Genomic DNA, 26113 nt, shown 5'->3' on the forward strand with positions numbered 1-26113 from the left:
TGGGGTTTTTTATTTAGTTCAAGTTTCGTCTTTGTATGAAGAACCGTTTCAGCAGTTCAGCAGCCTCGTTTTCCATAACCCCTCCAACCACTTCGGTTTTCGGGTGCAAGTGTCCGCCCATTACGCTAAAACCGCGTTCTAGATCTGAAGCACCATAGACAACTCTCGAAATTTGGCTCCAATACAAGCCACCCGCACACATTTGGCAGGGTTCCAAAGTAACGTACAACGTACAGTCCCGAAGATATTTGCCTCCCAAAAAATTGGAGGCTGCCGTAATCGCCTGCATTTCAGCATGGGCCGTAACATCCTTTAAGCGTTCTGTGAGGTTATGGGCCCGCCCAATAATTCTATTGTTCACCACAATGACGGCTCCAACGGGAACTTCGCCATTTTCAAAGGCAATTTCCGCCTCTTGCATGGCTTTCTTCATAAAATAAGTGTCATCAAATGGGTTCTCCACGATTATTATGTCATTTTTCAAGAGATTGCTAAGCTACACATAAAATAATTTTGGGGAGAATCGATACTTTTGTTTTTTATTCATTGGAAACACTGTTAACACATATCGAATCCCCCGAAGACCTCAAAAAAATACCATTGGATGAGTTGCCCCGACTTGCCCAAGAATTACGGGAATTTATTATTGATATTGTTTCCACTAAAGAAGGACATTTAGGCGCAAGTTTAGGGGTTGTGGAACTCACCATTGCCCTGCACTATGTGTTCAATACCCCAGATGACAAACTTATTTGGGATGTGGGCCACCAAGCGTATGGACATAAAATTCTAACAGGACGCAAGGAAATTTTTGAAACCAATCGTCAATTGGGCGGAATAAGTGGTTTTCCAAAACGAAGCGAAAGCAAATACGACGATTTTGGAACGGGTCACAGTTCTACGGCCATATCAGCTATTTTGGGAATGGCAATGGCATCTAAATTAAAAGGTGATTTCTCCAGACAACATATTGCAGTGGTGGGCGATGCCTCCATTGCCAGCGGAATGGCCTTCGAAGGGCTTAACCATCTGGGGGTGACCAAGGTGAACGCACTCATTGTTTTAAACGACAATGCCATCGGAATAGATCCCAGTGTGGGGGCCTTGAAAAAGTATCTGACCAATGTTAAGGCCGGAACTGCCAAGGACGAGAATATTTTTGAATGTCTCAACCTCAACTACACAGGACCTATCGATGGTCATGACGTAAAAGCGTTGGTTGCAGAATTAGAAAGACTAAAGAAAGTTGAAGGTCCGCGACTGCTCCATATCATCACCACAAAGGGAAAAGGGCTAAAACAGGCCGAAGAAGACCAAGTAGTATACCATGCCCCAGGAAAATTTGACAAAGCCACAGGAGAGCGATTAAAAAAACCGGTACAGGTTGAACCACCCAAATATCAAGATGTTTTTGGGCACACCATTGTGGAATTGGCCAAGAAAAATGAAAAAATTGTGGGAATCACCCCTGCAATGCCCAGTGGCAGCTCCCTCAAATTTATGATGGACCAAATGCCCGACCGTGCTTTTGACGTAGGCATAGCCGAGCAACACGCCGTTACTTTGGCCGCTGGGATGGCCACACAAGGCTTGGTTCCTTTTTGCAACATTTATTCCACCTTTTTACAAAGGGCCTACGATCAGGTAATCCATGATGTGGCCCTCCAAAAGCTTCCTGTAATTTTTTGTTTGGACCGTGCTGGTTTGGTGGGGCAAGATGGCCCTACGCACCATGGTGTTTTTGACATGGCCTTTTTGCGCTGCATCCCAAACCTTATCATTTTTGCCCCAATGAACGAGATGGAACTGCGGAACATCATGTACACGGCCCAGCTAGGACTGGACAATCCCATTGCAATACGATATCCAAGGGGCCGGGGAGTGACCATTGATTGGAAAAGTAAGTTTGACCTTATTAAAATGGGTACTGGCCGATGCTTGAAGAAAGGTTCAAAAATTGCTGTGCTGAGCATTGGTCATATTGGCAACACTGTTTTAGAGCTTATCAAAAAATTGGATAGGCCCGAGGCGGTCGGACATTACGATATGCGTTTTGTAAAGCCATTGGACCACACCATACTTCGTACCATTTTTGTCGAATACGAACACATCATAACCATTGAGGATGGGGCGAAAATAGGAGGTTTTGGCACTGCCGTTCTCGAATTTGCCAACGCAGAAGGGCTATCAAAACCTGTTAAAATTTTTGGAGTACCCGACCATTTTGTGGAACAGGGAACAATACCCGAGACCCATCAATTGGCTGGTATAGATTTTGATGCGCTACATTCACACATACAATCAACCTTAGACCAATGCGAATAAATTGTTTTTTAATTCTTTTTCTCACCGTTTTTCTATCTGCCAATGCACAGGTAACCCAATTAAAAGCCTTTGAAATTGATAGCACCAATGGCAACTTTAAAATAATTCGCATTAAAGATGTGAAATTGAAATATTTGACCAGAAATGCGAAACTAACCGACCCACGAACGGTTTTGAACAAAGTTAAGCCCCTGAGCGTTTGGTACAAGCGGTTCAAGCCCACCTCTTTTTGGAAGAAGGTAAACAAATTTGGGCTTAACATTAGTGAAGTTGCTTTTGTAAACTGGAATGCCGGTGGCGATAATTCTGTTTCTGCACTGGCAAGCGCCGATTTTGTCAGAAATTATAAATTCCGATATTTAAGTTGGAACAACGAGGCTCAATTTCGATATGGTCTTAACGCACAAGAGGGGAGAAAGCTTCGGAAAACGGACGACCAGATTCGATTGTCCACCACCTTAAGCTTTAGAAAGGACACCATTACCAATTGGTACTATTCTGTAAAAGCAAATTTTAGGACCCAATTTTCCAACGGTTATAAATATCCGGATAGGGAAAACCCGATTTCCAGATTTATGGCCCCGGGCTATTTATTTATGGGTGTCGGTACCTCTTACATTCCACCAAAGGACAAATTCAACCTTTATATCTCGCCTGCTACCATGAAATCGACTTTTGTTTTGGATGAAGTGCTGTCCAATCAAGGTGCCTTTGGGGTCGAGGAAGGGGAAAATGTGTTTTTGGAACTTGGTTTTTTGATCACCAATACCTGGGAAACCGAAATTGCAAACAATGTGCTCATGAGCCATCGCCTCAACCTTTATACCGATTATTTACGGAGTTTTGGGAATATAGACGTGGATTGGGAATTGAATTTTAACCTAAAAGTAAACGAATATCTGAACGCCAACGTCGGCACCCACATCATCTATGATGATGACATTAAATTTGATGAGGAAATTGCTGAGGACGGAACGATAATAAGCCCTGGCGTCGCCAAAATCCAGTTTAAGCAGTTATTGGGAGTTGGGTTGCTCTATTCGTTTTAGGGCCTAATTTTGAACCGTAGCCACGGCTATGCTTAAAAATTATGCCTCAAACTGCATCAAAAATGGCCTATATCAATTCCTAAACAGGCTCTTAGACCTTTCTTCCTGTAAGTTTATCGTGGATGTGCACCGCTGCACTATCGGACAAGCTGGCCACAAAACAACTCGTGTCCAACAATATTTTATAGATTGAGCTATCCGTGTTCCTATAATTTTCCGGTAAACTTTTAATGAGCAATCGGTCGTAGTTGGTATCCTCTCCCTCCTTTACGTTGATTAGGGCCGTGGTGTACATATCCAACAAATCCGAAATAATACGGTATCCCGCCAGTTCTTTGTCCACCACTTCGGTGGATTGATAGATTTTCTCCACACTCAACTTGATGATATCGGCCACCTGTGCTTTGTATTTACCTTTGTCGAGCAGGGAAACATCAAACTCACCGTTTAGGATTTGATCTTCATTTTTTACAAAAACATCCACGGCATCACCTATCAAAGTGCTAATGGCAAGTGCCCTCAAATAACTCAATCTGTCACTTGAGGTGGTCATGGCATTGTATTTTTTGGTATTGATGTTATCCTTCACCAAATTGATGAGATACTCCAACGCATATTCCTCCGGAATCAATCCCAAATTGATGCCATCCTCAAAATCGATGATGGTGTAACAGATATCATCGGCAGCCTCCACCAAATACGTTAATGGATGTCTCAAAAACCCTGTTTTAGGATGATTTGGGTTGGGCAACAGACCAATTTCTTCCACGAGTTCATGGAAAAACTCCTTTTCGGATTGAAAATAGCCAAATTTTTTATCCGCAATGTTTTTCGACGGTTTCTTGGGTAACGATCCCTTTGGATATTTTATAAAGGCGCCCAAGGTGGCATAACTTAACCGGAGACCTCCCGGAACTCCTTCACGCGACTCGGTCAATAATTTAAATCCGTTGGCATTCCCCTCAAAATCAATGAGATCTTGATATTCTTCAGGGCTCAGCTCATTCTTGTATTGCTTTCCTTTGCCTTGTTTAAAATAATTGCCAATGGCTTTCTCCCCACTATGTCCAAAGGGAGGGTTGCCAATATCGTGGGCAAGGGCCGCTGCGGCCACAATAGCTCCAAAATCGTTAAAATGATGTCCGTGTACTTCGGACAAAAATGGATATTTGGTCAAGATCTGCTGTCCCGCAATTCGTCCAAGACTTCTTCCCACCACCGAGACCTCCATGCTGTGGGTTAGACGTGTATGCACAAAGTTTTTTTGGGAACCTACCGCTATAGGCATGGGAAACACTTGGGTTTTGTCCTGCAAACTTCTAAAAGCGGATGAAAAAATGATTCGGTCATAATCTACCTCAAACCCCAAACGGGTCTCGTTCTGTTCCTTTCGTAATCGTTTTCCTGTATCTCCGTGTCGTTTTAAAGAAAGTAATTGCTCCCAGTTCATAGTTAACTATTGGTGCAATATACGTTTAACCTAGATTATACACCAAGAAAACAGGATAACACTCCATTAAGCAATGCTTAATAATTAATTAAACTTAAAATTACAGTAAAGAAATTTTCATAGTCCATTTTTGACAAAGATTTCTATACGGATATTAGTTTTTGTCGACTATTCTTCGAAATCTGAGGGCTACCTTAAAAAGGTAGCCTTTTTTATGAAAAAAACATACTTATGATAACATAGAGGAAATGTTAATTTAACATTGGGTACTGTTATTTGCAGCGACAAAAACTAGTACCGTAATGAATACCCAAAAGTTAACCCTGATCGGGTTTTCCTTTCTATTGGCTTGCATACAATTTTCTTATTCACAAGAGCTATCCTCCACAAAGTTTGGCGATGGATTGCTGAACATAATGGGGAAAGACAGTACTTGGTCCATGAAATTGGGGACTAGAATACAGTTGTTATCCAGTTTTAGCTGGACAGATGATAATGAAAACACTCTTACCGTTCCAGAACAAAACTTTTTGGTTCGACGGGCCCGAATTAAGTTCAATGGTTTTGCCTATTCTCCAAAACTCAGGTACAAAATAGAGCTTGGTTTATCCAATAGAGATATTTCTGGAGGTTCAGAATTCACAAAAAATACACCTCGATACATTTTAGATGCAGTTGTCATGTGGAATTTTTACCAAAACTTTGAACTTTGGTTCGGACAAACAAAGTTGCCCGGTAATATTGAAAGGGTCATCTCATCCGGAAACCTTCAACAAGTAGATCGGTCTTTATTGAATACCTGGTTCAATATTGATAGGGATATGGGTTTTCAATTGAGACATCATTTTTATTTGGGCAACACATTTTTGGTCCGTGAAAAATTTGCTTTCTCGCAGGGTGAGGGCAGAAACGTTACCGAAGGTAATTTAGGCGGACACCAATATACCACTAGGCTTGAACTACTTCCTTTTGGGAAGTTTGCCAACAAGGGAGATTACAAAGCTGCGGACCTAAGCCGAGAAGCGAAACCAAAGTTAATGTTTGGAGCCACGTACGACCTAAACAACAATGCTGTAAAAACTCGAAGTAATATGGGACGTTATATGTTCAATGACACTGGGTTCCACAAAACCAACATCTCTACCTTATTTTTAGATTTAATGTTCAAGTATCGTGGCTTTTCCCTGATGGGCGAATACGCCTACCGTGATGCAGAAAGTCCAATAGCCCTAAACTCGGACAACACCGAAACGGGTGATGTTGTGCAAGTGGGAAATGGCCTTAACCTACAGTCGGGTTACCTATTTAAAAATAATTGGGAGATATCGGCTAGATATACCGATATTGACTTAGATTACCATATAACTGAAAAAAAACCTGAAACACAATACACCTTAGGCCTATCAAAATATATTGTGGGCCATAAACTAAAGGTACAAACCGATTTGAGTTATTTAGATATAGATGATGGCTTTGATACATTAATGTATCGTTTACAAGTGGACGTACATTTCTAAAAAATAACCTTAACGTAACCTAATAAAAACGCATTCTCTAGATATTTGAAAAATTTTTCTGAATTTTAATTATGGACAACATTTATTTTTTGATTTTGGTCGCTTTAGGGATTTTGGCTATTGCTGACCTTGTTGTTGGTGTAAGCAATGATGCGGTTAACTTTTTGAATTCGGCAATAGGGTCCAAGGCCATTTCATTTAAAACCATAATGATCGTTGCCAGTGTTGGTATTGCATGTGGCGCTATTTTCTCGAGTGGTCTTATGGAAGTTGCCAGAAAGGGCATTTTTAATCCAGGTGAGTTTTACTTTGACGAAATCATGTTCATATTTATGGCCGTGATGATTACGGATATTCTGTTGTTGGACTTCTTCAACACCTTGGGAATGCCAACATCAACTACGGTTTCAATAGTTTTTAACCTTTTAGGTGCTGCCGTTGCCATGGCCATATTAAAAATAGCCGACACAAATGGTAGTTTCTCTGATGTGGTCAATTACATCAACACCGACAAGGCGATCGAAATTATCGTTGGCATTCTGTCTTCGGTTGTTATTGCATTTACCATCGGTGCTTTTGTACAATGGGTATCGAGATTGCTGTTGTCCTACCAATTTCAGAAAAAAGCAAAATGGGTCGGAGCTGTGTTTGCCGGTATCGCACTATCTGCAATATCTTATTTTATATTGCTGAAAGGTATTAAAGGAACTCCTTTTGCCGATCAAACCTATGGTTTTATTGGAGGCATCACGATCAAGGAATTTCTCGAGACTCAAATCTACCAAGTAATATTGATCAACTTTGTCTTTTGGGCTCTGATCTCGTACATGCTTATCCAATTTGCCAAAGTAAATATTTACAAAGTGATCATTGGCGTTGGAACCTTTGCCCTAGCCCTGGCTTTTGCAGGAAACGACCTTGTGAATTTTATCGGGGTGCCTATCGCTGCGTGGCAATCGTATCAAGCATGGATCGGTTCTGGAATTCCAGCCACTGAATTTAGCATGGGAATCCTGTCCACTAAGGTAGAAACACCTACATTGTTATTGTTCCTTTCCGGGATGATCATGGTTGTAACTCTTTGGATGTCCAAAAAAGCAAGGTACGTAGCCGATACCGAGATAAACCTTTCACGCGAAGGCGAGGCCAAAGAAAAGTTCCAACCCAACTTTTTATCAAGAGGATTGGTAAGGTTTTCAATAGGCCTATCCACGTGGGTCTCCAGCGCGATACCAACATCTTTGCAAAATAAGGTTGACAAGCGGTTTGAAAAACCTACCGTTAACCTTTCCAAGGACAAAGTACTTCAGCTACCTGCATTTGATATGATCAGGGCTTCGGTAAACTTAATGGTTGCCGGAATTCTAATTTCCATTGCCACATCATACAAGTTGCCCCTTTCTACCACTTATGTAACCTTTATGGTGGCCATGGGTACTTCTTTGGCCGATAGGGCCTGGGGTGCAGAAAGTGCCGTATACCGTGTAGCCGGTGTACTTAACGTTATCGCTGGCTGGTTCAGTACTGCCATTATTGCATTTATTGCATCAGGGGTTATATTGTCATTGATCAGTTTTGGAAAAGGAGCAGCTATAGCCATTTTATTGTTTGCTGCCACGCTTCTTTTGGTAAGAAACTACATATCCTACAACAAAAAATCAAAAGAGATAAAAGTAGAAGACCGTTTAAGAAGAGCAGAGAGCAGTTCCATACAAGGGGTTATCGAAGAAAGTGCCGCCAATATTGCCAATGTAATAAAGCGAAGCAATAAAATCTACACCAACTCTATCAATGGGCTGGCCAAACAGGATCTGGACTCTTTAAAAAAGAACAAGAAACAGGGCAAAAAACTAGCATCAGAAATTGAAGATTTAAGAGAACATACCTTTTATTTCATCAAGAATTTGGAGGAAGCCCATATTGGTGCCAGTAATTTCTATATCAATATTATGGGGCACTTAACGGATATATCCCAGTCCTTGGAATATATTGGTAAGGTTAGCCATAATCATGTAAACAATAATCACAAAAAGTTAAAGTACAACCAGATCAAGGAACTCAAGGAAATTGACCACAAATTGGAAGAAATCTTCAACGGCACCCAAAAAGCATTCGAGGAAAAGTCTTTTGAGCAAATTGGGGTTATCTTGGATTCCAAACAAGATCTCTACGATCTGGTTTCACAAAAAATCGATATCCAAGTTTCAAGAACAAGAACCGAAGAATCCAGCCCAAAGAACACCACGCTTTACTTCTCTATTTTACTCGAAACCAGAGATTTGATTACTGCAATGATGAATCTTTTGGAGCAATATTATCGTGAGCACGATAGTTCTGTTGAGCCTGCTACCATTGAGATAAAATAAAACAGTATCTTTCCTATCATCAAATAGAATGATATGAAAAAGTACTTTTTTGCTCTACTTATGTTGGGGGTTCTATCTGTCTCTTCACTTTCGGCACAATCACTTTCGGCAGATGAAGTTCTGGAAAAAGCCATTGCGTTTCACGACCCCAACGGCAATTGGGAAAACTTGAACACTACTTTTAAAGTGGTGATGGAAACCCCGAGCCGTCCAAAACGCACAAGCATCATTGGCGTGGATTTTCCCCAACAAAAGTTTACCTTGAATGTTGAGAAAAAAGGCAATTCCTATGCCTATGAGATGGATAAAGGTTCCTGTGAAATCACCTTGAACGGAAGCGAAGACTTTTCCGAAGAAGAGGCCGAAGAATTCCAACTGAATTGTGAACGGGGCAACTTTATGAAAGATTACTACACCTACCTCTACGGGCTTCCGATGAAGTTGAACGATCCGGGCACACATTTAGACCCAAAGGTTTACAATAAGACCTTCAAGGGTAAAAAGTATGTGGTCTTAAAAGTTACCTACGATGCCGAAGTAGGCACCGATACATGGTATTTTTATTTTGACCCAACCACCTACGCCATGGAAGTGTATCAATTTTACCATGATGAGAGTAAAAATGATGGAGAATACATCCTTTTGAAAGGATTGGAAGAAATCAGCGGGATAAAAATGCCCAAAACAAGGGCTTGGTACATGAACAAGGATAATAAATACTTGGGAACGGATACCTTGGAAAAAATTTAAATTTGATGAGAACTGCAATTCTATCCCTATTCATTCTTTTACTTTCCCAGACTACTATTTTTTCACAAACGAAAGAAAAGGATTGGATGTTAGGACCTTTTGAACGTCCAAAAAATGCCCAACCTATTTTACAGAAAGATAGTGCATCAACGTTTAAGGATCCCATAACGCAAAAAATTGTGCATTGGGAATCCATGGCGACTTTTAATCCTGCAGCGATTGTAAAGGAAGATTCCATTTATGTACTCTACCGTGCTGAAGAAAAATTAGGGGAAAAGGAAATTGGCGGACATCGTTCCCGAATTGGAATGGCTACTTCTACTAATGGATCTACCTATAACAAATGGCCAGAACCTGTTTTTTATCCTGGTGAAGATGGTCAAAAAGTCAACGAATGGCCAGGTGGTATCGAAGACCCAAGAATCGTTGAGACCGAAGAAGGCCTTTACGTGCTTACCTATACCCAATGGAACCGAAAAACACCCAAACTTGCAGTTGCCACATCAAAAGATTTAAAACATTGGGACAAACATGGTCCGGTTTTTCAGCACTATAAAAATGGTGTTTATCACGAGAAAGAAACCAAATCGGGAGCCATTGTAACAACACTTAAGGATGGTAAATTGGTTGCCGCAAAGATTGATGGTAAATATTGGATGTACTACGGAGTTCCGCATATTTGGCTGGCGTCTTCCAACAACTTGGTCGACTGGGAACCCGTAGAGACCTACGAAGGCAAATTAGCGCCTGTTTTAAGCCCACGACCTGGTTATTTTGATTCTTGGTTGGTTGAGGCAGGTCCACCCCCATTATTAACGGAACATGGTATTGTGGTGCTCTACAATGCAGGGAATTCGCAAAATATTGGAGTAAAGGAACTTGGAAATAGAATTTATACAGGGGGACAGGCGCTCTTTGATGGCAGCGAACCTTGGAAGTTATTGGACCGTACCGATAAGTCTTTTATAAAACCTGAACTGTCTTTTGAAAAATCAGGCCAATATAAAGACGGTACCACCTTTCTGGAGGGCTTGGTACGCTTCAAAAATGTTTGGTATCTGTATTATGGAACGGCAGATAGTATGGTTGGGGTTGTAACTGCAAAAAAGTAAGACTATCTATAAAAATTCATCTCGTCCATATATTTCCAAACAGAATACGGGAGCATAGGACGGATATTTTTACCGGATTTGTGCGCTTTGCGAATAAAGGTGGACGATATTTCCATAATAGGCGCATCCACTTTGGTAATTTTTGGATGTCCTTTAAATTGGTGTGCTATCTCACCGTGCGAAATTCGGGGGTACACATGGATGGAGTAATGTTCCAAAATGGTTTCGTAGTTTTTCCATTTATGGAAATTTTTTAGATTGTCCTCTCCCATAATCAGAGAAAATTGATGGTCCTTTCCATATTTATCATCCAAATGGGCCAGGGTATTAGTGGTATAATTGGGCTGGGGAAGATCAAACTCTATTTTACTGGGTTTTAGCTTGGGATAATCCTGTACCGCTTCGAACACCATTTGATACCTATGGTTGTTGTCCAGCAGCGATTGCTTTACCTTAAAAGGGCTTTGCGGGGTGATAACAAACCAAACCTCATCCAGACCGGAAAACTCCACCATATGGTTCGCTAGCACCAAATGGCCTATATGTATCGGGTTAAAGGTTCCAAAAAAGAGCCCTACCTTTTTCATGCTTTAGTTTTCTTTTGGAGGTATCTGTGCCCCAACAAAATCGGCGACCAATCTATGGGCTTCATTAAGCGCTACATCGAGATCGTAGTTCTTGATGATCTTATCAAACTGGGGGGCAGTTGCCAACTCTACCGATGCTTTGGCGATACGCATGTTTATTTTATCGTCGCTCTCTGTGCTTCGCTTCTTCAGCCTGATTTTTAGCTCATCCACACTGGGCGGTTTTACAAAAACGGCCAATGTTTTTTCGGGAAACTTCTTCTTTATACGTAATCCACCCGAAACATCGATATCAAAAATCACATTTTTGCCTTCAGCCCACAAACGTTCCACTTCACTTTTTAGGGTGCCGTAAAAGTTATCCCGGTACACTTCCTCCCACTCCAAAAAATCACCATCCTTGATATGTCTTTTAAATTGGGAAACGGACATAAAATAGTAGTTGATTCCGTTTTTTTCCTTTCCCCTGCGTGGGCGGGAAGTTGCCGATATGGAAAAAGCCAAATTCAGCTCGGGCTGATTCAACAAATGTTTGACAATCGTGGTTTTACCACTGCCCGAGGGTGCCGAAAAAATGATAAGCTTGCCGCCTGCTGTCTCTGTCATAGCACATTGAGCATTTGTTCTTTAATTTTCTCCAATTCATCCTTCATCTGTACCACCAACTGTTGCATTGGCGCATAGTTGGCCTTGGAACCTATGGTGTTGATCTCTCTTCCGATTTCTTGGGAAATGAACCCTAGCTTTTTACCGTTGGAGTCATCGGAATTCAAAGTGGTTTCAAAATATTTTAAGTGATTGGCCAAACGGACCTTCTCTTCGGTAATGTCATATTTTTCCAGGTAATAGATGAGTTCTTGCTCAAACCTATTGGAATCCAGTTCCACTTTGAGGTCTGCAACTGCCTTCTCCAATCGTTCCCTCACCGTTCCCAAACGTTCTGGGTCCATCGCTTTCACGGCTTCCAACAATTGGTTCAAACTCTTTAGCCTCGCCACAAAATCCTCTTCCAGCACCTTTCCTTCTTCATTTCGGAACTCAACAATTTTGGTAAGGGCCTCATCCATGGCTTCCTTTATGGCCTTGTATTCTTCTTCATCAATCTCATCTTTATCCGTTTTGAGGGTATCGGGCATACGCAGGGCCATCTCCAATAGTTTTATGTCGTTGCCCTTGGCAATATCCGCCAATTGCCCCATATAATTCCTTACCACACCTTTGTTGATCTCTGCTGTTGTTTCCTCCCCGGTAATTTCAACATAAAGGCTAAAGTCCACCTTGCCCCTGTCCAGCGCACTGGCTATCATTTTACGCAATTCCAGTTCCTTTTCCCTGTAGAATTGGGGGATTCTGGCATTGATATCCAAACTTTTGCTGTTGAGCGATTTGAGCTCAATGGTAATTTTCTTGGAAGGGAGCTGTACTACGTGCTTCCCAAAGCCTGTCATGGATTGAATCATGTATATGCTAAATTTTGCCAAAGGTAACCAAAATAGGTTTTGGCTCTTGGGGATTTTATATCAACCCATAACGCATTTTAATACTATTGTGGTTAAAAACAGTCAGTTCGAGTTTTTTCTAAAGGAAAAAGTATCGAGAACAAGGTTTATGTTCAAGAAAATTCTTTTCTCGATACAATTTTTTAACCTCTGGCTTAAAAAACCACTCGAAATGACGAATCTTTCATACAAAATGCACCACGGATTCTATATCACTAAAATAATATAAGGGAGCTAATCCAGCTCCCTCACCCAAATATTTCTATAACTGACACGGCTGTTATCGCCATGGTCCTGGAGTCTTAAAGGTCCCTTTCCATGTGGTGGGTTTTTGGGCCAACCAATGTAGGGAGTGGTACCCTTTATCTCCACATGATCCTGAATAAGTACCCCATTATGGATTACCGTAAGTGTTCCCGATTTTACTTTTTGTCCTTTTTCAAATTCGGGGGCGTGGTAAATTATATCGTAGGTATTCCATTCCCCAGTTGGCACCGAAGCCATGGCCAAGGGCACGTGCTGTTTGTAAATGGACCCGACTTGACCGTTCACATAGGTGTCGTTATCGTTATTGTCCAATACTTGAACTTCGTACAGACCATTTAAAAAAACTCCGCTATTTCCCCTGTTTTGACCATCCCGTTGTACTTCTGCAGGTGATTTCCATTCAATATGGAGTTGAACACTTCCAAAGTTTTGCTTGGTCTGAATATCTCCTGTTCTATCTTTCACGGTCATACTGCCATCGTCGTTCAAAATCCATTTGGCGGCTGTGCTGTCCACAGAACTGATCCATTTGTCCAGCGATGTTCCATCAAAAAGTACAATGGCATCACTCGGGGGGGCTCCGTCTTCCCCGGGGGTCACTTTTGGTGGTACCGGTTCATAAAATTCCGTTTCTTCCGGAGTTGTTGGCTCTACTTCTTGCGCGGAAATAAATCCGACGGCAAGTAGGGATAAAGCCAATAGTTTGTTTGTTAATTTTGACATCCTAAAGTTCTTTTATTTTAATATTTCTGAAAGCTACCTTATCTCCATGGTCCTGAAGTCCAATTTTGCCAGTTTCGAAAGCTGCAAAATCTTCCCAATCGGCAAATTTGGAATTGGCCACTAGTTCTTCCCACTCTGGGCCTTGTACCGGAAACTCCACGATCTTGGTGCCATTCAAAACAACATGGCCTTCATTGGTTTTATGGTTGATCATTAACTCAAAGTTGTTCCATTCCCCTGCAGGCTTTACTACATTTTTAGATGGAGAGACCATATCATATAAAGCTCCCGCCAAACGGTCATCTCCATTTTGCGCATCTGGATGTCTTTCGTTGTCGAGCACCTGTATTTCCGGGCCCGTCAGATAGGGTTGCCCAAACTGTTCATCTTCCATAACTCCCCAAAAAATTCCACTGTTGCCTCCCTCGGCAATCTTCCAGTCCATTGTTAGTACAAAATCGGTGTACCGTGTATCGGTTACCAAATTATAGTATGCACCATCGGGTCGATTTTCCGGTGGATAAAAAACCATGGCGCCGTCTTCCAGTTTCCAAGGTTCGGTCACTTCGTCACCGTTGTACATGTGCCAACCATCAAAGCTTGTTCCGTCGAACAAGTTCGTCCATTCGGGTTGTTTTTCTTCAACGGTCTCTATTACTTCTTCAGCTTCTTGTTTGTTTTCTTTTGGTTTGTCCTTACATGCAAAAGCAAAGGCAAGGGCTACAAATAGCAATGGTTTTCTCATAATCCCAATATATTTTTCAGTTTTTCTTTATCAATGTCGGCACCCGCAAAATCATCAAACGTTTTGGTTGTGGCCTCAATGATATGGTCTTGAATAAATTTGGCTCCTTCGCGAGCTCCTTGTTCAGGGCTCTTGATGCAGCATTCCCATTCCATTACGGCCCAAACATCACATCCATATTGTGTCAGTTTGGAGAAAATGGTCTTAAAGTCTATTTGACCATCGCCCAAGGAACGGTATCTCCCAGCTCTATCTCCCCAATCGTTATAACCGCCAAAGGCTCCTTTTTTCCCTGTTGGGTTGAACTCAGAATCTTTTACGTGGAATGATTTGATGAACTCATGATAATGGTCTATGTACTCAATGTAATCCAATTGCTGTAACACAAAGTGACTTGGATCGTACAAAATATTCACTCTTTTATGATTGCCCGTTGCTTCCAAAAAGCGTTCGAAGGTATCTCCATCGTGAAGGTCTTCGCCTGGGTGGATTTCGTAACAAACATCCACTCCTTCTTCATCAAAATGGTTTAGGATTGGCATCCAACGGTTCGCCAACTCTTCAAAACCCATCTCTACCAAACCAGCAGGTCTTTGAGGCCATGGATGCGCAGTATGCCAAAGCAATGAGCCAGAAAATGTAGCGTGTACGTCTAGCCCCAATCTACGACTAGCGGTTGCAGCTTTCTTTACGGTTTCAACCGCCCACTTGGTACGTTCTTTGGGTTTTCCGTGCAATGCTTCGGGCGCAAAGTTGTCGAACATGATATCGTATGCGGGGTGCACCGCCACCAATTGTCCTTGCAAGTGGGTGGATAGTTCTGTGATCTCCAAGCCATAGGAATTGACTTTTCCTTTTAACTCGTCGCAATAATCTTGGCTTTCGGCCGCTTTGTCCATGTCTATCAGGAAAGATTCCCAAGTTGGTATTTGAATTCCTTTGTACCCCAAATCCGAGGCCCATTTACACATTCCATCCAAGGTATTGAACGGTGCTTTACTGTCCACAAATTGTGCTAAGAACACTGCAGGTCCTTTGATTGTCTTCATTGAATTGAATTTTAAGAAATTTGGAAATCCCAACTTAATTGGGATTTATCTTCTATATTTAAGAAAAAAACTATGCTATTTTTACGTCTCATGTAGTAAGACATAAATATAGGGATTCGTTAACAATTAAAACAGCTTAGAGTTTTTTTTTAAACACTACTTATGGAAAATGCTTCTGCCCGAAATCTGTGGGGCGACTTTTTGGATGCACATTTGGAGTTTGCATCTGAAGATGCCCCAAAAGTCATTCATTTTGGTGACAACGAAAAAGATGCCAACCTATTTGCAGATTTGGTCTGCAAAGAGACCAAAAGAGCTACGTCCCATTCCTTACAAGTTTTGCAATTGAGTGGCCAACCCCTGCCGAAAATCGGGAATTTTTCCGTTGTTACTGATTGGGAAGGCCATGCCAAATGCGTCATACGTACCACTGCGGTGAAACTGCTCCCCTACTTTAGTGTTCGGGAAGAGCATGCACGTTTGGAAGGTGAAGGCGACAAAAGTCTTGAACACTGGAAAAAAACACATTGGGATCACTACACCCGTGAACTTGCCAAGTTTGATAAGACTCCAAAGGAAAGTATGATCGTGGTTTTCGAGGAGTTTGAGATGCGCTATAAAAAATAATTAGATTTGAGAACATATTATTTAATACTTCTATTCATTGTAAATCTTGCCTGTTCTTCAAAACAACTAGACCCATATGATTTATATGGTAATTGGCAAATAATGAAAAGTCATCAATCGCCTTTACTATATCAGGAGATTTTTATTGACTCAAAGCACCTCTATGTTTATGATGAGAATGTTGGATATAATCCCAAGAACAAGTTTTTTATTAAAAATGATTCTTTATTCACATCCACATTGGGCGCTGGTTTCAAAAATTTAGGTAAAGTTAGTTTGAAAAATGAGAAAGTTACATTCTCCTTAAAAAATAAAGAATCTGAGGTTTCCTATAGAAGAATCGATGATTCAAACGTACTTCAAGACTTAATTTCAGAGAAAATTACCCAACAAGTTTTTTCAGAATCCTTCTTTAAAAGGATGCGAAATTTCAAAAAATAATGGTTGCTTAAAAAGGGCACAAAACCGTCATTCTGAATTTATTTCAGAATCTCACTTGTTGAGCAACAAGTTTGATGAGAAGCTGAAACCAGTTCAGGTTGACTAATACCTTTTTAAGCAACCACTAATATTACTTAAGGTTGATGGATCAATCCATATCCACCCAAATGTTTCCTTGTTTGTGTGAAGCTACGGTGTTCTCGATAAAGTTGAGGCCACGGACTCCATCCATCATGGTCGGGAACTCTCCGCTATTGTATTCTTCTCCGCGAATGGCCTTGGCCGCTCCCAAATAAATATTGGCCATGGCATCAAAAATACCTTCGGGGTGCCCCGGAGGCAACTTTGTTCCGTCCAAAGACAGGTCGGAATTATATTCGTGTCCTGGTTTGTATACCTGCATTGGCTCTGGATCGTTCAATCTGTAAAGGTAATTTGGGTTTTCCTGCTCCCACTTCAATCCTCCTTTTTGACCATAAATGGCAATGGTGAGGTTGTTTTCCTCTCCTGTGGCCACTTGACTTGCCCGGATGACTCCTTTTACGTTTTTATCCATTCTGATGAGGGCCGTACCGTCCATATCCATCACGTTGTCATCGTACATATAATTGAAATCGCACAGCAATGATTGTACTTGCAAGCCGGTTGTGAACTCTATCATATTAAATGCATGTACGCCAATATCTCCCATACAAGAACTGATTCCAGCCTTTTTCGGGTCAAGTCTCCAAACCGTTCCACGTTTTTCTTTGTCGTGAATGATGGGGTTCATCCACCCTTGGTAATACTGAGCGTCCACTTTGTGCACTTTTCCAATGGCACCTTCTTTGATCATTTCTCGCATTTGGCGCACCATAGGGTAACCGGTATAGGTGTGGGTCACGGCAAATACGGTTCCTGCCTTTTTGAGGGTTTCCTGTAGAATTTTGGCTTCCTCGTAGGTAGTGGTCATTGGTTTTTCGCAAATGACATGAAAACCGTGGTCCAATAATTTCTTTGCCATTGGGAAGTGCAAAAAGTTCGGCGTAAGAATGGAGCACACTTGAATACGCTCGTCTTCGGGAAGCTTCATTTCTTCCTCCACCAAAGTGTCAAAATCCTTGTAAATACGGTTTGTAGGAATGTCTATTTCCTTGGCAAAAGCAATACTATCCTCCAAATTTGGATTGAATACGGCACCAACAATTTCGTAATTGTCATTAATGAAAGAGGCTACTCTGTGCAATACTCCGATAAGGGAATCCCCGCCTCCTCCAAGAATCCCAAGTCTAATCTTTTTAGGCATAAATCTTAATTTTTAATCTGATTTTGAAACTTAATCTTCTGTCTGTACTTTTTTTCCTCGCATAAATATATATAATCCAATAAAGGCCACAATCAATATGGCTGGCAAGATTGACATGGTACGAAGTGCTTCCTGGGGACTTGCATTATCCATAAGATTTCCCATAATTGGCAGCACTATGGAGACCGAAAGCATTCCGGCCGCCCCCATAATGGACAAGCCCAAAGCGCCGGTTTCAGGAAGATATTCCGCAACAAAACCGAGCATGGTCGGCCAGAAAAAAGTGACCCCTATTGCAAAAACGCCTGCCGCTAAAAATGTCGTAGAACCACTTGTTATCGTCAACAACCAAAGGCCTATAAATGTAAATATTGCTGAAAAGAGAAGCATACCGGATGGTTGTAATTTATGAATGACCTGACCTGCAAAAGCTCTTCCCAAGGCCATAATTCCGTTGATAAATACCAGCACCAATAGTGGTATGGTACCTGATTCCTTTAACAAAGACTCTATACGTTGTGTGGTACCCAATTCCGATGCGGCCGTAAGCATCATACAAATTACCATAAAAATGAACAGGGGCTTACCAATACTGGAAAGCATTTTATTATTGGTGACCCCGAGGGCAACACGTTCGGTAACCGGAAATTTTTGTCCAAAAAACAATACCGCATATACAACCAACGGAATAAATAGGGTACCCACCATTATCTGCCAGCTGAAGCCCATGACATCCATGACCAACCATCCTACAACACCTCCAATCGCAATACCCCCGGGAAACCATACGTGAAAACGGTTCAGCATCTTGGTCTTGCTCTTAGGGTACATTGATGCAATCATAGGGTTTAATGCCGCCTCAACAAAACCATTTCCAATCCCCACGAACAGGGTGGCAACAAAAAGCGAAGTCATGTCTTTTGCCAAAATGGTCCAGACAATACCAATGGCGTGGGTAATGAATGCTATCCAAGTGATTTTCTTGATTCCTAAAAAATCAACCAAGGGCCCGCCAAAAAGCATGGCCAAGGTAAAGCCCCAAAAGGCCGGGGTAAAGGCATACCCTATTTGTTCCAAAGTAAGTCCCACGCCTTCGGGCCCAAAAACAGTTTCCAGACGTGCCCTTATGGCAAAAGTCATTGCTGTTACCAATAAGGCTACGCAGGATCCAATAAAAAGTCTATTCTTGTTAACGTTTTCCATGTTTGTATCAGTTAATATTTGGTTGTCTTTATAATTTTTATGTGTTTAAATCCTAAGTTATGTAAATATTGCCCTAATATGTGTTTTAGGGATTCCACATATTACGATTTGTACTCCACTTTCTCGTTTTTGAATATCAGTGCAAACAATACAAAAACGATTGCGGCAAATGCTGCCGGATAAATCCAAATGCTGTCCCAAGCATGTGCTCCATCCTCCATAGTGAGCGAATCGGTGATTTGTCCTGCAATCCAGAAACCGATCAACATTCCCACCCCGTAGGTGGCCAAGGTTATCAACCCTTGTGCGGCACTTTTATACTTTTCCCCTGCCTTGGTGTCGGTATAAATCTGTCCGGAGACAAAGAAAAAGTCATAACAGATTCCGTGCAACGCAATTCCAATGATCAGCATAAACGATAGTTCATCGGCATTTCCGTAGGCGAACAGCAAATAACGAACGGTCCAGGCCAACATACCAATCAAAATGGTCTTTTTAAATCCGAACTTGGTAAAGAAAAAAGGCAGTGCAAGAATAAAGAGTGCTTCGGAGACTTGACCTATCGCCATTTTTCCTGTTGGATTGGGGAGACCTATTTCCGCCAAGAAAGGATTGGCATTTTGATAATAAAAAGCCAATGGGATACAAATCAATACCGATGATATAAAGAACACCAAAAAGTTTTTGTCCTTTAAAAGTTTAAGTGCGTCCAACCCTAGCATATCGGAAATCGTCACTTTTTCGTTCTTGTCCACTTTTGGAGGGGTCTTGGGCAATGTAAAGCTAAAAAGGCCCAAGACAGCAGAAGCGATTCCTGCCATTAAAAAAGTATTTTTGAGCATTCCCGCTCCCAATGCCTCTGGTGAGTCCCATACAAAAACGTAGCTGATCACCAGTCCGGCAATAATCCAACCGATCGTACCGAACACGCGGATATTCGAAAACTCTTTTGCCGGGTCTTTCATTTGGTTGAATGAAATGGAATTTACCAAGGCCAGTGTAGGCATATACAAAATCATATACCCCAACACATAGGGGTAGAAAGCAACAAAATCGGTTGATTGATACATTTGGTACATCAAAAATGCGCCAATAAGGTGCAACACTCCTAAAATTCGTTCGGCATTAAAGTATCTGTCAGCTATCAATCCAATAATAAAAGGAGCAATAATAGCGCCCCACGACTGCGTGGAAAAAGCCATTGAAGATTGCCCAGCCGTTGCTTCCAAATTGTTCCCCAAAAAAGTGCCCAGGGTAACGAACCATCCTCCCCAGATAAAAAATTCCAGGAACATCATAAAGGACAGTTGAATTTTGGTTTTAATAGTCATTTGAGGGGTTAGTTAGTTGTATGTTATCTCTTGTAATGTATGTAGTCCAAAGGTTCGGGAACGACTCCAGAGTTTCGCAACTCCATCATAATTTGTCCACGATGGTGTGTGGAATGGTTAATAATATGAAAGAGGATGTCCTTTAATTCATTTGAAAAAGTCTTGCCTGTGCTATTCATATATTCCACTCTTTTTTCAAAAGTATCCGTGTTGGAGACAATTTCAAAAGAAGTCCGCTGGTTGTTGTAATGGATATCTTCCCATGCATTTAACTGATGTTCGTCCCAGACACCAAATTCGGTAGGGGTTCCCAATATGCGATGGTTCCAGATATGATGGGCATTGAGTATATGACTAAAAAGTCTAATGCAGTTGTCCGGAACTTGGTCCAGACCACTGCATTGCTCAATTGTTTTTTTATTACAAAAAAAATTGTAATCGAAGAGTTGTTGCAAAAATGCCTTCATCTAACCCTTTCTATTAATTTGGTCTACTCCAATACTTTTTCCAAAAGCTCCTTGGTTGCCAAAATTCCTTCTTCTTCGCTCAGTTCGGAACCTTCATACTCGACACCTACAAAACCTTCGTATCCCGAATCCAATACTATGTCCATAATCCTAGGGTAATCCACTCTGGTCTCATATCCCTCTTCATCAAAACTATAGGACTTGGCACTTACTCCTTTGGCATATGGCATTAGCTCCTTTGTACCTTTATAGCGGTCATATTCTTCCAAACATTCGGATGAATAGTAGTCGCCTGCTTCTCTTTTGATGCAGAAATTGCCAAAATCGGGCAAGGTTCCACAATTGTCCATACCCACTTTTTCCATAACTTCTGCCAATAGTTGTGCATTGGATGATGGACCTCCGTGGTTTTCCACAATAATGTTGATGTTCTTGTCCTTGGCATAGGTGGCCAATTGCGTAAGACCTGCAACGGATGCCGGCATCCAAACTTCTGGTTCCATGCTCCCGTTCAAATTTACACGTATAGAGTGGCAACCCAAAGCTGCGGCGGCATCTACCCACTTGTAATGGTTTTCTACGGCTTTAGTTCTTTCGGCTTCATCGGGAACGGCAAGGTCTCCTTGGCCATCTACCATGATCAATAGGTTGGTAAGACCATATTTTTCGCTTTCTGCCTTGCTCTTTTCTACCCAGTTGCTCATGGCTTCTTCAGAGAAATTAGCGGCCTGGAGCTCCTTATAATAAAGGGCGCTTACATATTCAAGTCCTTCAAAACCCCATTCGCTTGCTTTCTCTGCAAAGGTGTAGGGATCTACGCCCTCTTCTAAAATCATTTTGTGGATGGACCATTGTGCCAAAGAGAGTTTGATATCCGGTTTTGACTCTTCAACGGCAACCACTTCTGTTGCGGTTTCCTCTGCCGAATCCTTCTTTGGATTTTGTTTACAGGAATAAAATCCTAAAAAAGCCACTGCGATCACGGTGACAATACTTTTTTGTGCTAAACTACTTTTGTTCATATTTTTACGTTAGTTAATTTCTTGTGGAATCCAAAAACTACAACGTTATAGTGCTGAATTCTCAATAAACATAGGGTTTAAATGTAGAAAATTAATTTAATAATTAATACATTTAGCAAATAAACAATCCGAATAAATGAGTAAATTTTATTACAATCAGGAGCAGGAATCCTATGATGCCATCGTGGTAGGTACGGGCATCAGTGGTGGTTGGGCTGCCAAAGAATTGTGCGAAAACGGCCTCAAGACCTTGGTTTTGGAGCGTGGGCCTATGGTGAAACACCGTGAAGATTATCCAACAGCCAATATGGATCCTTGGGATTTTCCTCATGCGGGACAAGCAACCCGAGAAGACATTAAACAACAAGAGAAACAATCCAGAACAGGTTATACTACCGGAGCCGCTTCCAAGCATTGGTTTGTAAATGATTTGGAACATCCTTACAATGAGACCAAGCGGTTTGATTGGATGAGAGGATACCATGTAGGCGGACGTTCCATTATGTGGGGTCGTCACAGCTACCGTTGGAGCGACATTGATTTTTCTGCCAATAAAAACGAAGGTATTGCAGTAGATTGGCCAGTAAGGTACAAGGATATAGCTCCTTGGTACGATAAAGTGGAAAGTTATATTGGTGTATCCGGTGAAAATTTAGGTCTACCGCAACTTCCAGATGGGAAATTCGAGCCCATGATGGAACTTAATTGTGTAGAAGACCATGTTAGAGGAAAAGTTGCAGAACATTTTAACGGCCGTGTAATTACAGCCGGAAGGGTTGCGCACATTAATAGCGACAAGCAATTTGACGGCGATGGTCGTGTTCGTTGCCAATTTAGAAATAGATGTATCAGGGGATGTCCTTTTGGCGCTTACTTTAGCAGTGTTTCTTCCACCTTGCCAGCGGCCGAGGCAACAGGAAACATGACGCTAAGACCAGATTCCATAGTTCATGAGGTACTATACGATCCGGATACAAAAAAGGCCACAGGTGTAAAAGTTATTGATAGAGAGACCAACGAGGAATTCGAATTTAAGGCCAAAGTGGTCTTCCTTTGCGCTTCCGCCCTTGCTTCCACTTCCATATTGATGCAATCCAAGTCGGATAGGTTCCCCAACGGATTGGGCAATGATTCCGGTGAACTGGGACACAATATTATGGACCACCATTTCTTGGTCGGTGCATCCGGAAAGTTTGAAGGTTACGAAGACAAATATTATAAGGGTAGAAAACCCAATGGCATTTACGTTCCAAGATTCAGAAATTTAGGTGGAGATTCCAATATGAAAGATTTCGTCCGTGGATATGGTTACCAGGGAGGCGGAAGCAGAGGCAATTATGATGAAATGATCGCAGAAGCTTCTTTTGGTAAAGATTACAAGGATGCAGTTCTTACCCCGGGCGGATGGACCATGAACATGCTCGCCTTTGGAGAGATCCTTCCATATCACGACAACAAGATGACACTGGATTACGATAAAAAAGATAAATGGGGTCTGCCTACCATCACTTTTGATGCGGAAATCAGACAAAATGAGCTTAATATGCGTAAGGACATGCAGGATCAAGCGGTTCAAATGTTGGAAAAGGCAGGAGCCAAAGACATTACTCCTTACGACAGACCTTACGCCCTAGGACTGGGAATCCACGAAATGGGTACCGCACGTATGGGTAGCGACCCTAAAACCTCTGTTGTAAATGTACACAACCAAGTACACGGATGTAAAAATGTATATGTAACCGATGGAGCGTTTATGACCTCCGCAAGTTGCGTAAACCCATCCTTGACATATATGGCATTTACTGCAAGGGCAGCGAACCACGCCGCCCAAGAACTTAAAAAAGGAAATATATAATGGAAAGAAGATCAGCACTCAAAAATATGGGAATGGCCTTCGGTTACGCCGTGGCCACTCCAACTTTGTTCTCTTTGCTGCAGAGCTGCAAGAGCAAACCTGATTACGCCGAATGGACGCCAAGTTTCCTTGATAAAGAACAGGGATATGCCATGGCACAGACTTTGGACGTTATTCTTCCCAAAACAGATACGCCATCTGCAACGGAAATGAACGTACATGTATTTATAGATGCTTATTTGGATGAGGTAATGCCATTGGAACAAAGAGATTTTGTTGTTTTGAAAATGAGCAAATTCTACGATAAGATCCTTGCAGACTCCGGCAAAGAAAGTCTAATGGATATTGAGCCGGCAGATATAGAGCCCGCATTGCGGACCTATCTGAAAAAACGTACCGATGATGAAGAAGAAGCGCATTCGGAGGCGATCATGAACTATATGGAAGCCATCTTGGAAGGTGGCGAAGGTAGCCTGGATGACGATATCGCACGTTTCTCCTTCGCAAACGATTTAAGGGACCTGGCCACATGGGCCTACAAGTCTTCAGAATACATAGGTGAAGAAGTTTTGGCCTATTTGCCAATTCCAGGTGAGTATATTCCATGTGGAGATATGGAAACCCTTACCGGTGGAAAAGCATGGTCTTTGTAAAGCGCTTACTTTAAAATTCAAAAGCCTCCTAAATTGGAGGCTTTTTTATGCGCTTTATATAAAAAAACACCTCGGATTGTTCCAATGTGGGGTGAACTGTCCGAGGTATTAAATCAATAAACACTATCACATGTACTGCGTTTTCAGTACAAATCTGCACAAATAAAATACTTACTTTGGGGTTTTGTGCAGTAACAATTTGCTTCTTTCAAATTTGAAGTTGCAATAGCAAAGATTTAAAAACAGGATGATTTTTTAAAGGGATTCTAGGTAAAACGGGCATAAAGTTTTTAACATAAAATGTTGACATCTAGATATAATGAAGAAAAAGGTAAGAATCCATAGAAAAGTCCCTTAATAAAAAAGACCAATAAAGCATTATTATACTTTGATTGGTCTCTTCTTTTCTTTTATGATGAACCGGCCCTAGGCCAAATTATTACCAAAAGTACGGCCTCTTCAATCGAGCCCATCGAATCTATTTTGCCCTAGGTAGTTCCCCCGAAACCTAAAATCAAATCTAGACCGTGGCAAGACCGAAGATTAATTTTGCAAGCGGTTTAAACAATCTCTAGATTGGTTGCTGTGGCCGTACAATTATCTGGTAATACAAAATTTATAAGAACAAACGTTGGTTACACGATCACTTCCTTGCAACAACACCATTCCAATCCGAATTTAGTTCGGTGTTATTCTTTTCTGACGCTACCGCAATAATCAATGTCACAATTAAAATCAGAAATAATATTGCACATTTCCTCATTTCAATAATTTTTAAAGTCATCAAATTTTTGACAAGCCGAATATAGAGAACAAAAATCCACAGTTAAGACCACGATGTGTAAATGGTTTCTTTTTATGTATAATTGGTTTTGAATATTTTTTGTGCTCGTAAGTTTTCTCTTATTATTTTCTATTCTAACTCTTAAAAGGGAAAGATTTTTCCCTTGATTTGCTTTTTTCTACCAATTATACGTGCTAAATATCCATTAACACATAATATTGGTCGTATGTAAAGAATAATTCTAAATTTGATAGTATCTATATTCTTTTATGCTGGAAGCTGTAATTGTTGATGACGAAATCAAGGCCCTTCAAAGTTTAAGTTGGGAACTTACCAACTTGAGTGACGAGGTTGACATAATTGCGTCTTTTACAGATGCTGGCGAAGCCTTGAATTATTTAGAGCAGAACACTCCAGATTGTTTGTTCTTGGATATTGAAATGCCTGCCATGGATGGTTTTCAGTTTATAAAAAAACTAAAGAACAAGAATTTTCCAGTTGTTATCACTACTGCTTATAACCAGTACGCTTTGCAGGCTTTAAAGAATGAGGCCATCGACTACCTGTTAAAGCCTATTGATTCAGATGATCTTGAGGAAACCATTGCCAAAATAAAAAAGTTCAATTCAAAACATTTGACCGTTGAACGTTTGGAAAAGATTATGCTCAATTTCAATGCGGAATCCCACAACAAAAAAATAACCATCAATACCGATGGCAAGTTGGTTTTTTTGAACAGTGAGGATATATTGTACGCAGAATCGGATGGTAATTACAGTACCATTTTCCTTGCCGATGGACAAAAAATTCTTCTTACCAAAAAACTGAAAGAAGTCAATGCAATCTTACCAGAGACCAGCTTCTTTAGAATACACAATTCCTATATTATCAATCTTAATAAAATAAAGGAGTTTCTGAAAACCGATGGTTATGTGGTTTTGGAATCGAATCATAAAATCCCCGTTTCCCGGCAAAAAAAATCCGACTTTTTGGATATGCTTTAATA

At 41.2% G+C, this 26113-nt stretch carries 24 protein-coding genes; 11 read left to right on the forward strand and 13 right to left on the reverse strand.

From position 1 onward, the window contains the following. Positions 1 to 13: 13 nt before the first annotated feature. Positions 14 to 463, reverse strand: a complete 450-nt coding sequence (locus tag J4E06_RS07345; RefSeq protein WP_349523631.1) for a nucleoside deaminase — start codon at positions 461 to 463, stop codon at positions 14 to 16. Between the two features lie 83 nt (positions 464 to 546). Here J4E06_RS07345 and J4E06_RS07350 point away from each other — a divergent pair, with 83 nt between their 5' ends. Both J4E06_RS07350 and J4E06_RS07355 read left to right on the forward strand, forming a co-directional pair. Next, a complete protein-coding gene (locus J4E06_RS07350) occupies positions 547 to 2325 on the forward strand; it encodes a 1-deoxy-D-xylulose-5-phosphate synthase (protein WP_349523390.1) in 1779 nt (592 codons plus the stop codon). Further along, positions 2316 to 3374 (forward strand): DUF3078 domain-containing protein, encoded by a 1059-nt coding sequence (locus J4E06_RS07355; protein ID WP_349523391.1) that lies wholly within the window; start codon positions 2316 to 2318, stop codon positions 3372 to 3374. The genes J4E06_RS07350 and J4E06_RS07355 overlap by 10 nt, the downstream gene beginning before the upstream one ends. Positions 3375 to 3465: 91 nt before the next feature. Here the strand turns inward: J4E06_RS07355 and dgt are convergent, their stop codons facing one another. After that, positions 3466 to 4824: a dGTP triphosphohydrolase gene (gene dgt / locus J4E06_RS07360; RefSeq protein ID WP_349523392.1), complete on the reverse strand. Its 1359-nt coding sequence runs from the start codon at positions 4822 to 4824 to the stop codon at positions 3466 to 3468. Between the two features lie 302 nt (positions 4825 to 5126). Between dgt and J4E06_RS07365 the strand changes: the two genes are divergently transcribed. From J4E06_RS07365 to J4E06_RS07380, 4 genes are all read left to right on the forward strand, one after another. Next, entirely contained in the window at positions 5127 to 6341 is a 1215-nt protein-coding gene (locus J4E06_RS07365; protein ID WP_349523393.1) for a porin, read from the forward strand. Positions 6342 to 6412: 71 nt separating this feature from the next. Further along, entirely contained in the window at positions 6413 to 8707 is a 2295-nt protein-coding gene (locus J4E06_RS07370) for an inorganic phosphate transporter (protein WP_349523394.1), read from the forward strand. A gap of 33 nt (positions 8708 to 8740) precedes the next feature. Then, positions 8741 to 9457 carry a DUF6503 family protein gene (locus J4E06_RS07375; protein ID WP_349523395.1) on the forward strand — a complete coding sequence of 239 codons (717 nt, stop codon included), beginning with the start codon at positions 8741 to 8743 and terminating at the stop codon, positions 9455 to 9457. A gap of 5 nt (positions 9458 to 9462) precedes the next feature. Then, on the forward strand, positions 9463 to 10569 hold the full coding sequence (locus tag J4E06_RS07380) for a glycoside hydrolase family 130 protein (RefSeq protein WP_349523396.1): 1107 nt from the start codon (positions 9463 to 9465) through the stop codon (positions 10567 to 10569). A gap of 2 nt (positions 10570 to 10571) precedes the next feature. Here the strand turns inward: J4E06_RS07380 and nadD are convergent, their stop codons facing one another. The 6 genes from nadD to J4E06_RS07410 all read right to left on the reverse strand — a co-directional run bounded on the left by nadD (position 10572) and on the right by J4E06_RS07410 (position 15439). Beyond that, positions 10572 to 11156, reverse strand: a complete 585-nt coding sequence (gene nadD, locus J4E06_RS07385; protein WP_349523397.1) for a nicotinate (nicotinamide) nucleotide adenylyltransferase — start codon at positions 11154 to 11156, stop codon at positions 10572 to 10574. A 3-nt stretch (positions 11157 to 11159) separates the two neighbouring features. Further along, positions 11160 to 11762 carry a guanylate kinase gene (gmk, locus tag J4E06_RS07390; protein ID WP_349523398.1) on the reverse strand — a complete coding sequence of 201 codons (603 nt, stop codon included), beginning with the start codon at positions 11760 to 11762 and terminating at the stop codon, positions 11160 to 11162. Continuing rightward, the gene (locus J4E06_RS07395) at positions 11759 to 12616 is read right to left on the reverse strand and encodes a YicC/YloC family endoribonuclease (protein ID WP_349523399.1); all 858 of its coding nucleotides are present in this window, start codon (positions 12614 to 12616) and stop codon (positions 11759 to 11761) included. The genes gmk and J4E06_RS07395 overlap by 4 nt, the downstream gene beginning before the upstream one ends. 273 nt (positions 12617 to 12889) lie before the next feature. Continuing rightward, positions 12890 to 13645: a 3-keto-disaccharide hydrolase gene (locus J4E06_RS07400; protein ID WP_349523400.1), complete on the reverse strand. Its 756-nt coding sequence runs from the start codon at positions 13643 to 13645 to the stop codon at positions 12890 to 12892. 1 nt (position 13646) lies between these two features. Further along, positions 13647 to 14390 (reverse strand): 3-keto-disaccharide hydrolase, encoded by a 744-nt coding sequence (locus J4E06_RS07405; RefSeq protein ID WP_349523401.1) that lies wholly within the window; start codon positions 14388 to 14390, stop codon positions 13647 to 13649. Continuing rightward, the gene (locus J4E06_RS07410; protein ID WP_349523402.1) at positions 14387 to 15439 is read right to left on the reverse strand and encodes a sugar phosphate isomerase/epimerase family protein; all 1053 of its coding nucleotides are present in this window, start codon (positions 15437 to 15439) and stop codon (positions 14387 to 14389) included. Before J4E06_RS07410 ends, J4E06_RS07405 begins: the two co-directional genes overlap by 4 nt. A 162-nt stretch (positions 15440 to 15601) precedes the next feature. Here J4E06_RS07410 and J4E06_RS07415 point away from each other — a divergent pair, with 162 nt between their 5' ends. Then, complete coding sequence (locus tag J4E06_RS07415; protein ID WP_349523403.1) at positions 15602 to 16066, forward strand: ASCH domain-containing protein; 465 nt, start codon at positions 15602 to 15604, stop codon at positions 16064 to 16066. A gap of 6 nt (positions 16067 to 16072) precedes the next feature. Further along, positions 16073 to 16507, forward strand: a complete 435-nt coding sequence (locus tag J4E06_RS07420; protein WP_349523404.1) for a hypothetical protein — start codon at positions 16073 to 16075, stop codon at positions 16505 to 16507. A 148-nt stretch (positions 16508 to 16655) separates the two neighbouring features. Here the strand turns inward: J4E06_RS07420 and J4E06_RS07425 are convergent, their stop codons facing one another. The 5 genes from J4E06_RS07425 to J4E06_RS07445 form a co-directional block, all read right to left on the reverse strand. Further along, positions 16656 to 17792, reverse strand: a complete 1137-nt coding sequence (locus J4E06_RS07425) for a Gfo/Idh/MocA family protein (protein WP_349523405.1) — start codon at positions 17790 to 17792, stop codon at positions 16656 to 16658. A gap of 30 nt (positions 17793 to 17822) precedes the next feature. After that, complete coding sequence (locus J4E06_RS07430) at positions 17823 to 18995, reverse strand: MFS transporter (RefSeq protein ID WP_349523406.1); 1173 nt, start codon at positions 18993 to 18995, stop codon at positions 17823 to 17825. A gap of 101 nt (positions 18996 to 19096) precedes the next feature. Continuing rightward, a complete protein-coding gene (locus J4E06_RS07435) occupies positions 19097 to 20326 on the reverse strand; it encodes a nucleoside permease (RefSeq protein ID WP_349523407.1) in 1230 nt (409 codons plus the stop codon). A gap of 23 nt (positions 20327 to 20349) precedes the next feature. Then, positions 20350 to 20793 carry a DinB family protein gene (locus J4E06_RS07440; protein ID WP_349523408.1) on the reverse strand — a complete coding sequence of 148 codons (444 nt, stop codon included), beginning with the start codon at positions 20791 to 20793 and terminating at the stop codon, positions 20350 to 20352. Between the two features lie 23 nt (positions 20794 to 20816). Next, complete coding sequence (locus tag J4E06_RS07445; RefSeq protein ID WP_349523409.1) at positions 20817 to 21815, reverse strand: sugar phosphate isomerase/epimerase family protein; 999 nt, start codon at positions 21813 to 21815, stop codon at positions 20817 to 20819. Positions 21816 to 21951: 136 nt separating this feature from the next. Between J4E06_RS07445 and J4E06_RS07450 the strand changes: the two genes are divergently transcribed. The 3 genes from J4E06_RS07450 to J4E06_RS07460 all read left to right on the forward strand — a co-directional run bounded on the left by J4E06_RS07450 (position 21952) and on the right by J4E06_RS07460 (position 26111). After that, positions 21952 to 23670 carry a GMC oxidoreductase gene (locus J4E06_RS07450; RefSeq protein ID WP_349523410.1) on the forward strand — a complete coding sequence of 573 codons (1719 nt, stop codon included), beginning with the start codon at positions 21952 to 21954 and terminating at the stop codon, positions 23668 to 23670. After that, on the forward strand, positions 23670 to 24323 hold the full coding sequence (locus tag J4E06_RS07455) for a gluconate 2-dehydrogenase subunit 3 family protein (RefSeq protein WP_349523411.1): 654 nt from the start codon (positions 23670 to 23672) through the stop codon (positions 24321 to 24323). Before J4E06_RS07450 ends, J4E06_RS07455 begins: the two co-directional genes overlap by 1 nt. A 1053-nt stretch (positions 24324 to 25376) precedes the next feature. Beyond that, positions 25377 to 26111 carry a LytR/AlgR family response regulator transcription factor gene (locus J4E06_RS07460; protein WP_349523412.1) on the forward strand — a complete coding sequence of 245 codons (735 nt, stop codon included), beginning with the start codon at positions 25377 to 25379 and terminating at the stop codon, positions 26109 to 26111. Positions 26112 to 26113 lie beyond the last annotated feature (2 nt).

The organism is Allomuricauda sp. NFXS6 (assembly GCF_040148835.1).
GTDB lineage: Bacteria > Bacteroidota > Bacteroidia > Flavobacteriales > Flavobacteriaceae > Flagellimonas.

Excerpts from the sequence above, each read along its gene's own strand:
- nadD (WP_349523397.1), bottom strand. The coding sequence starts at position 11,156 with ATGAAAAAGGTAGGGCTCTTTTTTGGAACCTTTAACCCGATACATATA.
- J4E06_RS07425 (WP_349523405.1), bottom strand. The coding sequence starts at position 17,792 with ATGCCTAAAAAGATTAGACTTGGGATTCTTGGAGGAGGCGGGGATTCC.
- J4E06_RS07445 (WP_349523409.1), bottom strand. The coding sequence starts at position 21,815 with ATGAACAAAAGTAGTTTAGCACAAAAAAGTATTGTCACCGTGATCGCA.
- gmk (WP_349523398.1), bottom strand. The coding sequence starts at position 11,762 with ATGACAGAGACAGCAGGCGGCAAGCTTATCATTTTTTCGGCACCCTCG.
- dgt (WP_349523392.1), bottom strand. The coding sequence starts at position 4,824 with ATGAACTGGGAGCAATTACTTTCTTTAAAACGACACGGAGATACAGGA.
- J4E06_RS07430 (WP_349523406.1), bottom strand. The coding sequence starts at position 18,995 with ATGGAAAACGTTAACAAGAATAGACTTTTTATTGGATCCTGCGTAGCC.
- J4E06_RS07365 (WP_349523393.1), top strand. The coding sequence starts at position 5,127 with ATGAATACCCAAAAGTTAACCCTGATCGGGTTTTCCTTTCTATTGGCT.
- J4E06_RS07405 (WP_349523401.1), bottom strand. The coding sequence starts at position 14,390 with ATGAGAAAACCATTGCTATTTGTAGCCCTTGCCTTTGCTTTTGCATGT.
- J4E06_RS07400 (WP_349523400.1), bottom strand. The coding sequence starts at position 13,645 with ATGTCAAAATTAACAAACAAACTATTGGCTTTATCCCTACTTGCCGTC.
- J4E06_RS07395 (WP_349523399.1), bottom strand. The coding sequence starts at position 12,616 with ATGATTCAATCCATGACAGGCTTTGGGAAGCACGTAGTACAGCTCCCT.
- J4E06_RS07380 (WP_349523396.1), top strand. The coding sequence starts at position 9,463 with ATGAGAACTGCAATTCTATCCCTATTCATTCTTTTACTTTCCCAGACT.
- J4E06_RS07460 (WP_349523412.1), top strand. The coding sequence starts at position 25,377 with ATGCTGGAAGCTGTAATTGTTGATGACGAAATCAAGGCCCTTCAAAGT.
- J4E06_RS07440 (WP_349523408.1), bottom strand. The coding sequence starts at position 20,793 with ATGAAGGCATTTTTGCAACAACTCTTCGATTACAATTTTTTTTGTAAT.
- J4E06_RS07370 (WP_349523394.1), top strand. The coding sequence starts at position 6,413 with ATGGACAACATTTATTTTTTGATTTTGGTCGCTTTAGGGATTTTGGCT.
- J4E06_RS07355 (WP_349523391.1), top strand. The coding sequence starts at position 2,316 with ATGCGAATAAATTGTTTTTTAATTCTTTTTCTCACCGTTTTTCTATCT.
- J4E06_RS07435 (WP_349523407.1), bottom strand. The coding sequence starts at position 20,326 with ATGACTATTAAAACCAAAATTCAACTGTCCTTTATGATGTTCCTGGAA.
- J4E06_RS07375 (WP_349523395.1), top strand. The coding sequence starts at position 8,741 with ATGAAAAAGTACTTTTTTGCTCTACTTATGTTGGGGGTTCTATCTGTC.
- J4E06_RS07410 (WP_349523402.1), bottom strand. The coding sequence starts at position 15,439 with ATGAAGACAATCAAAGGACCTGCAGTGTTCTTAGCACAATTTGTGGAC.
- J4E06_RS07415 (WP_349523403.1), top strand. The coding sequence starts at position 15,602 with ATGGAAAATGCTTCTGCCCGAAATCTGTGGGGCGACTTTTTGGATGCA.
- J4E06_RS07455 (WP_349523411.1), top strand. The coding sequence starts at position 23,670 with ATGGAAAGAAGATCAGCACTCAAAAATATGGGAATGGCCTTCGGTTAC.
- J4E06_RS07450 (WP_349523410.1), top strand. The coding sequence starts at position 21,952 with ATGAGTAAATTTTATTACAATCAGGAGCAGGAATCCTATGATGCCATC.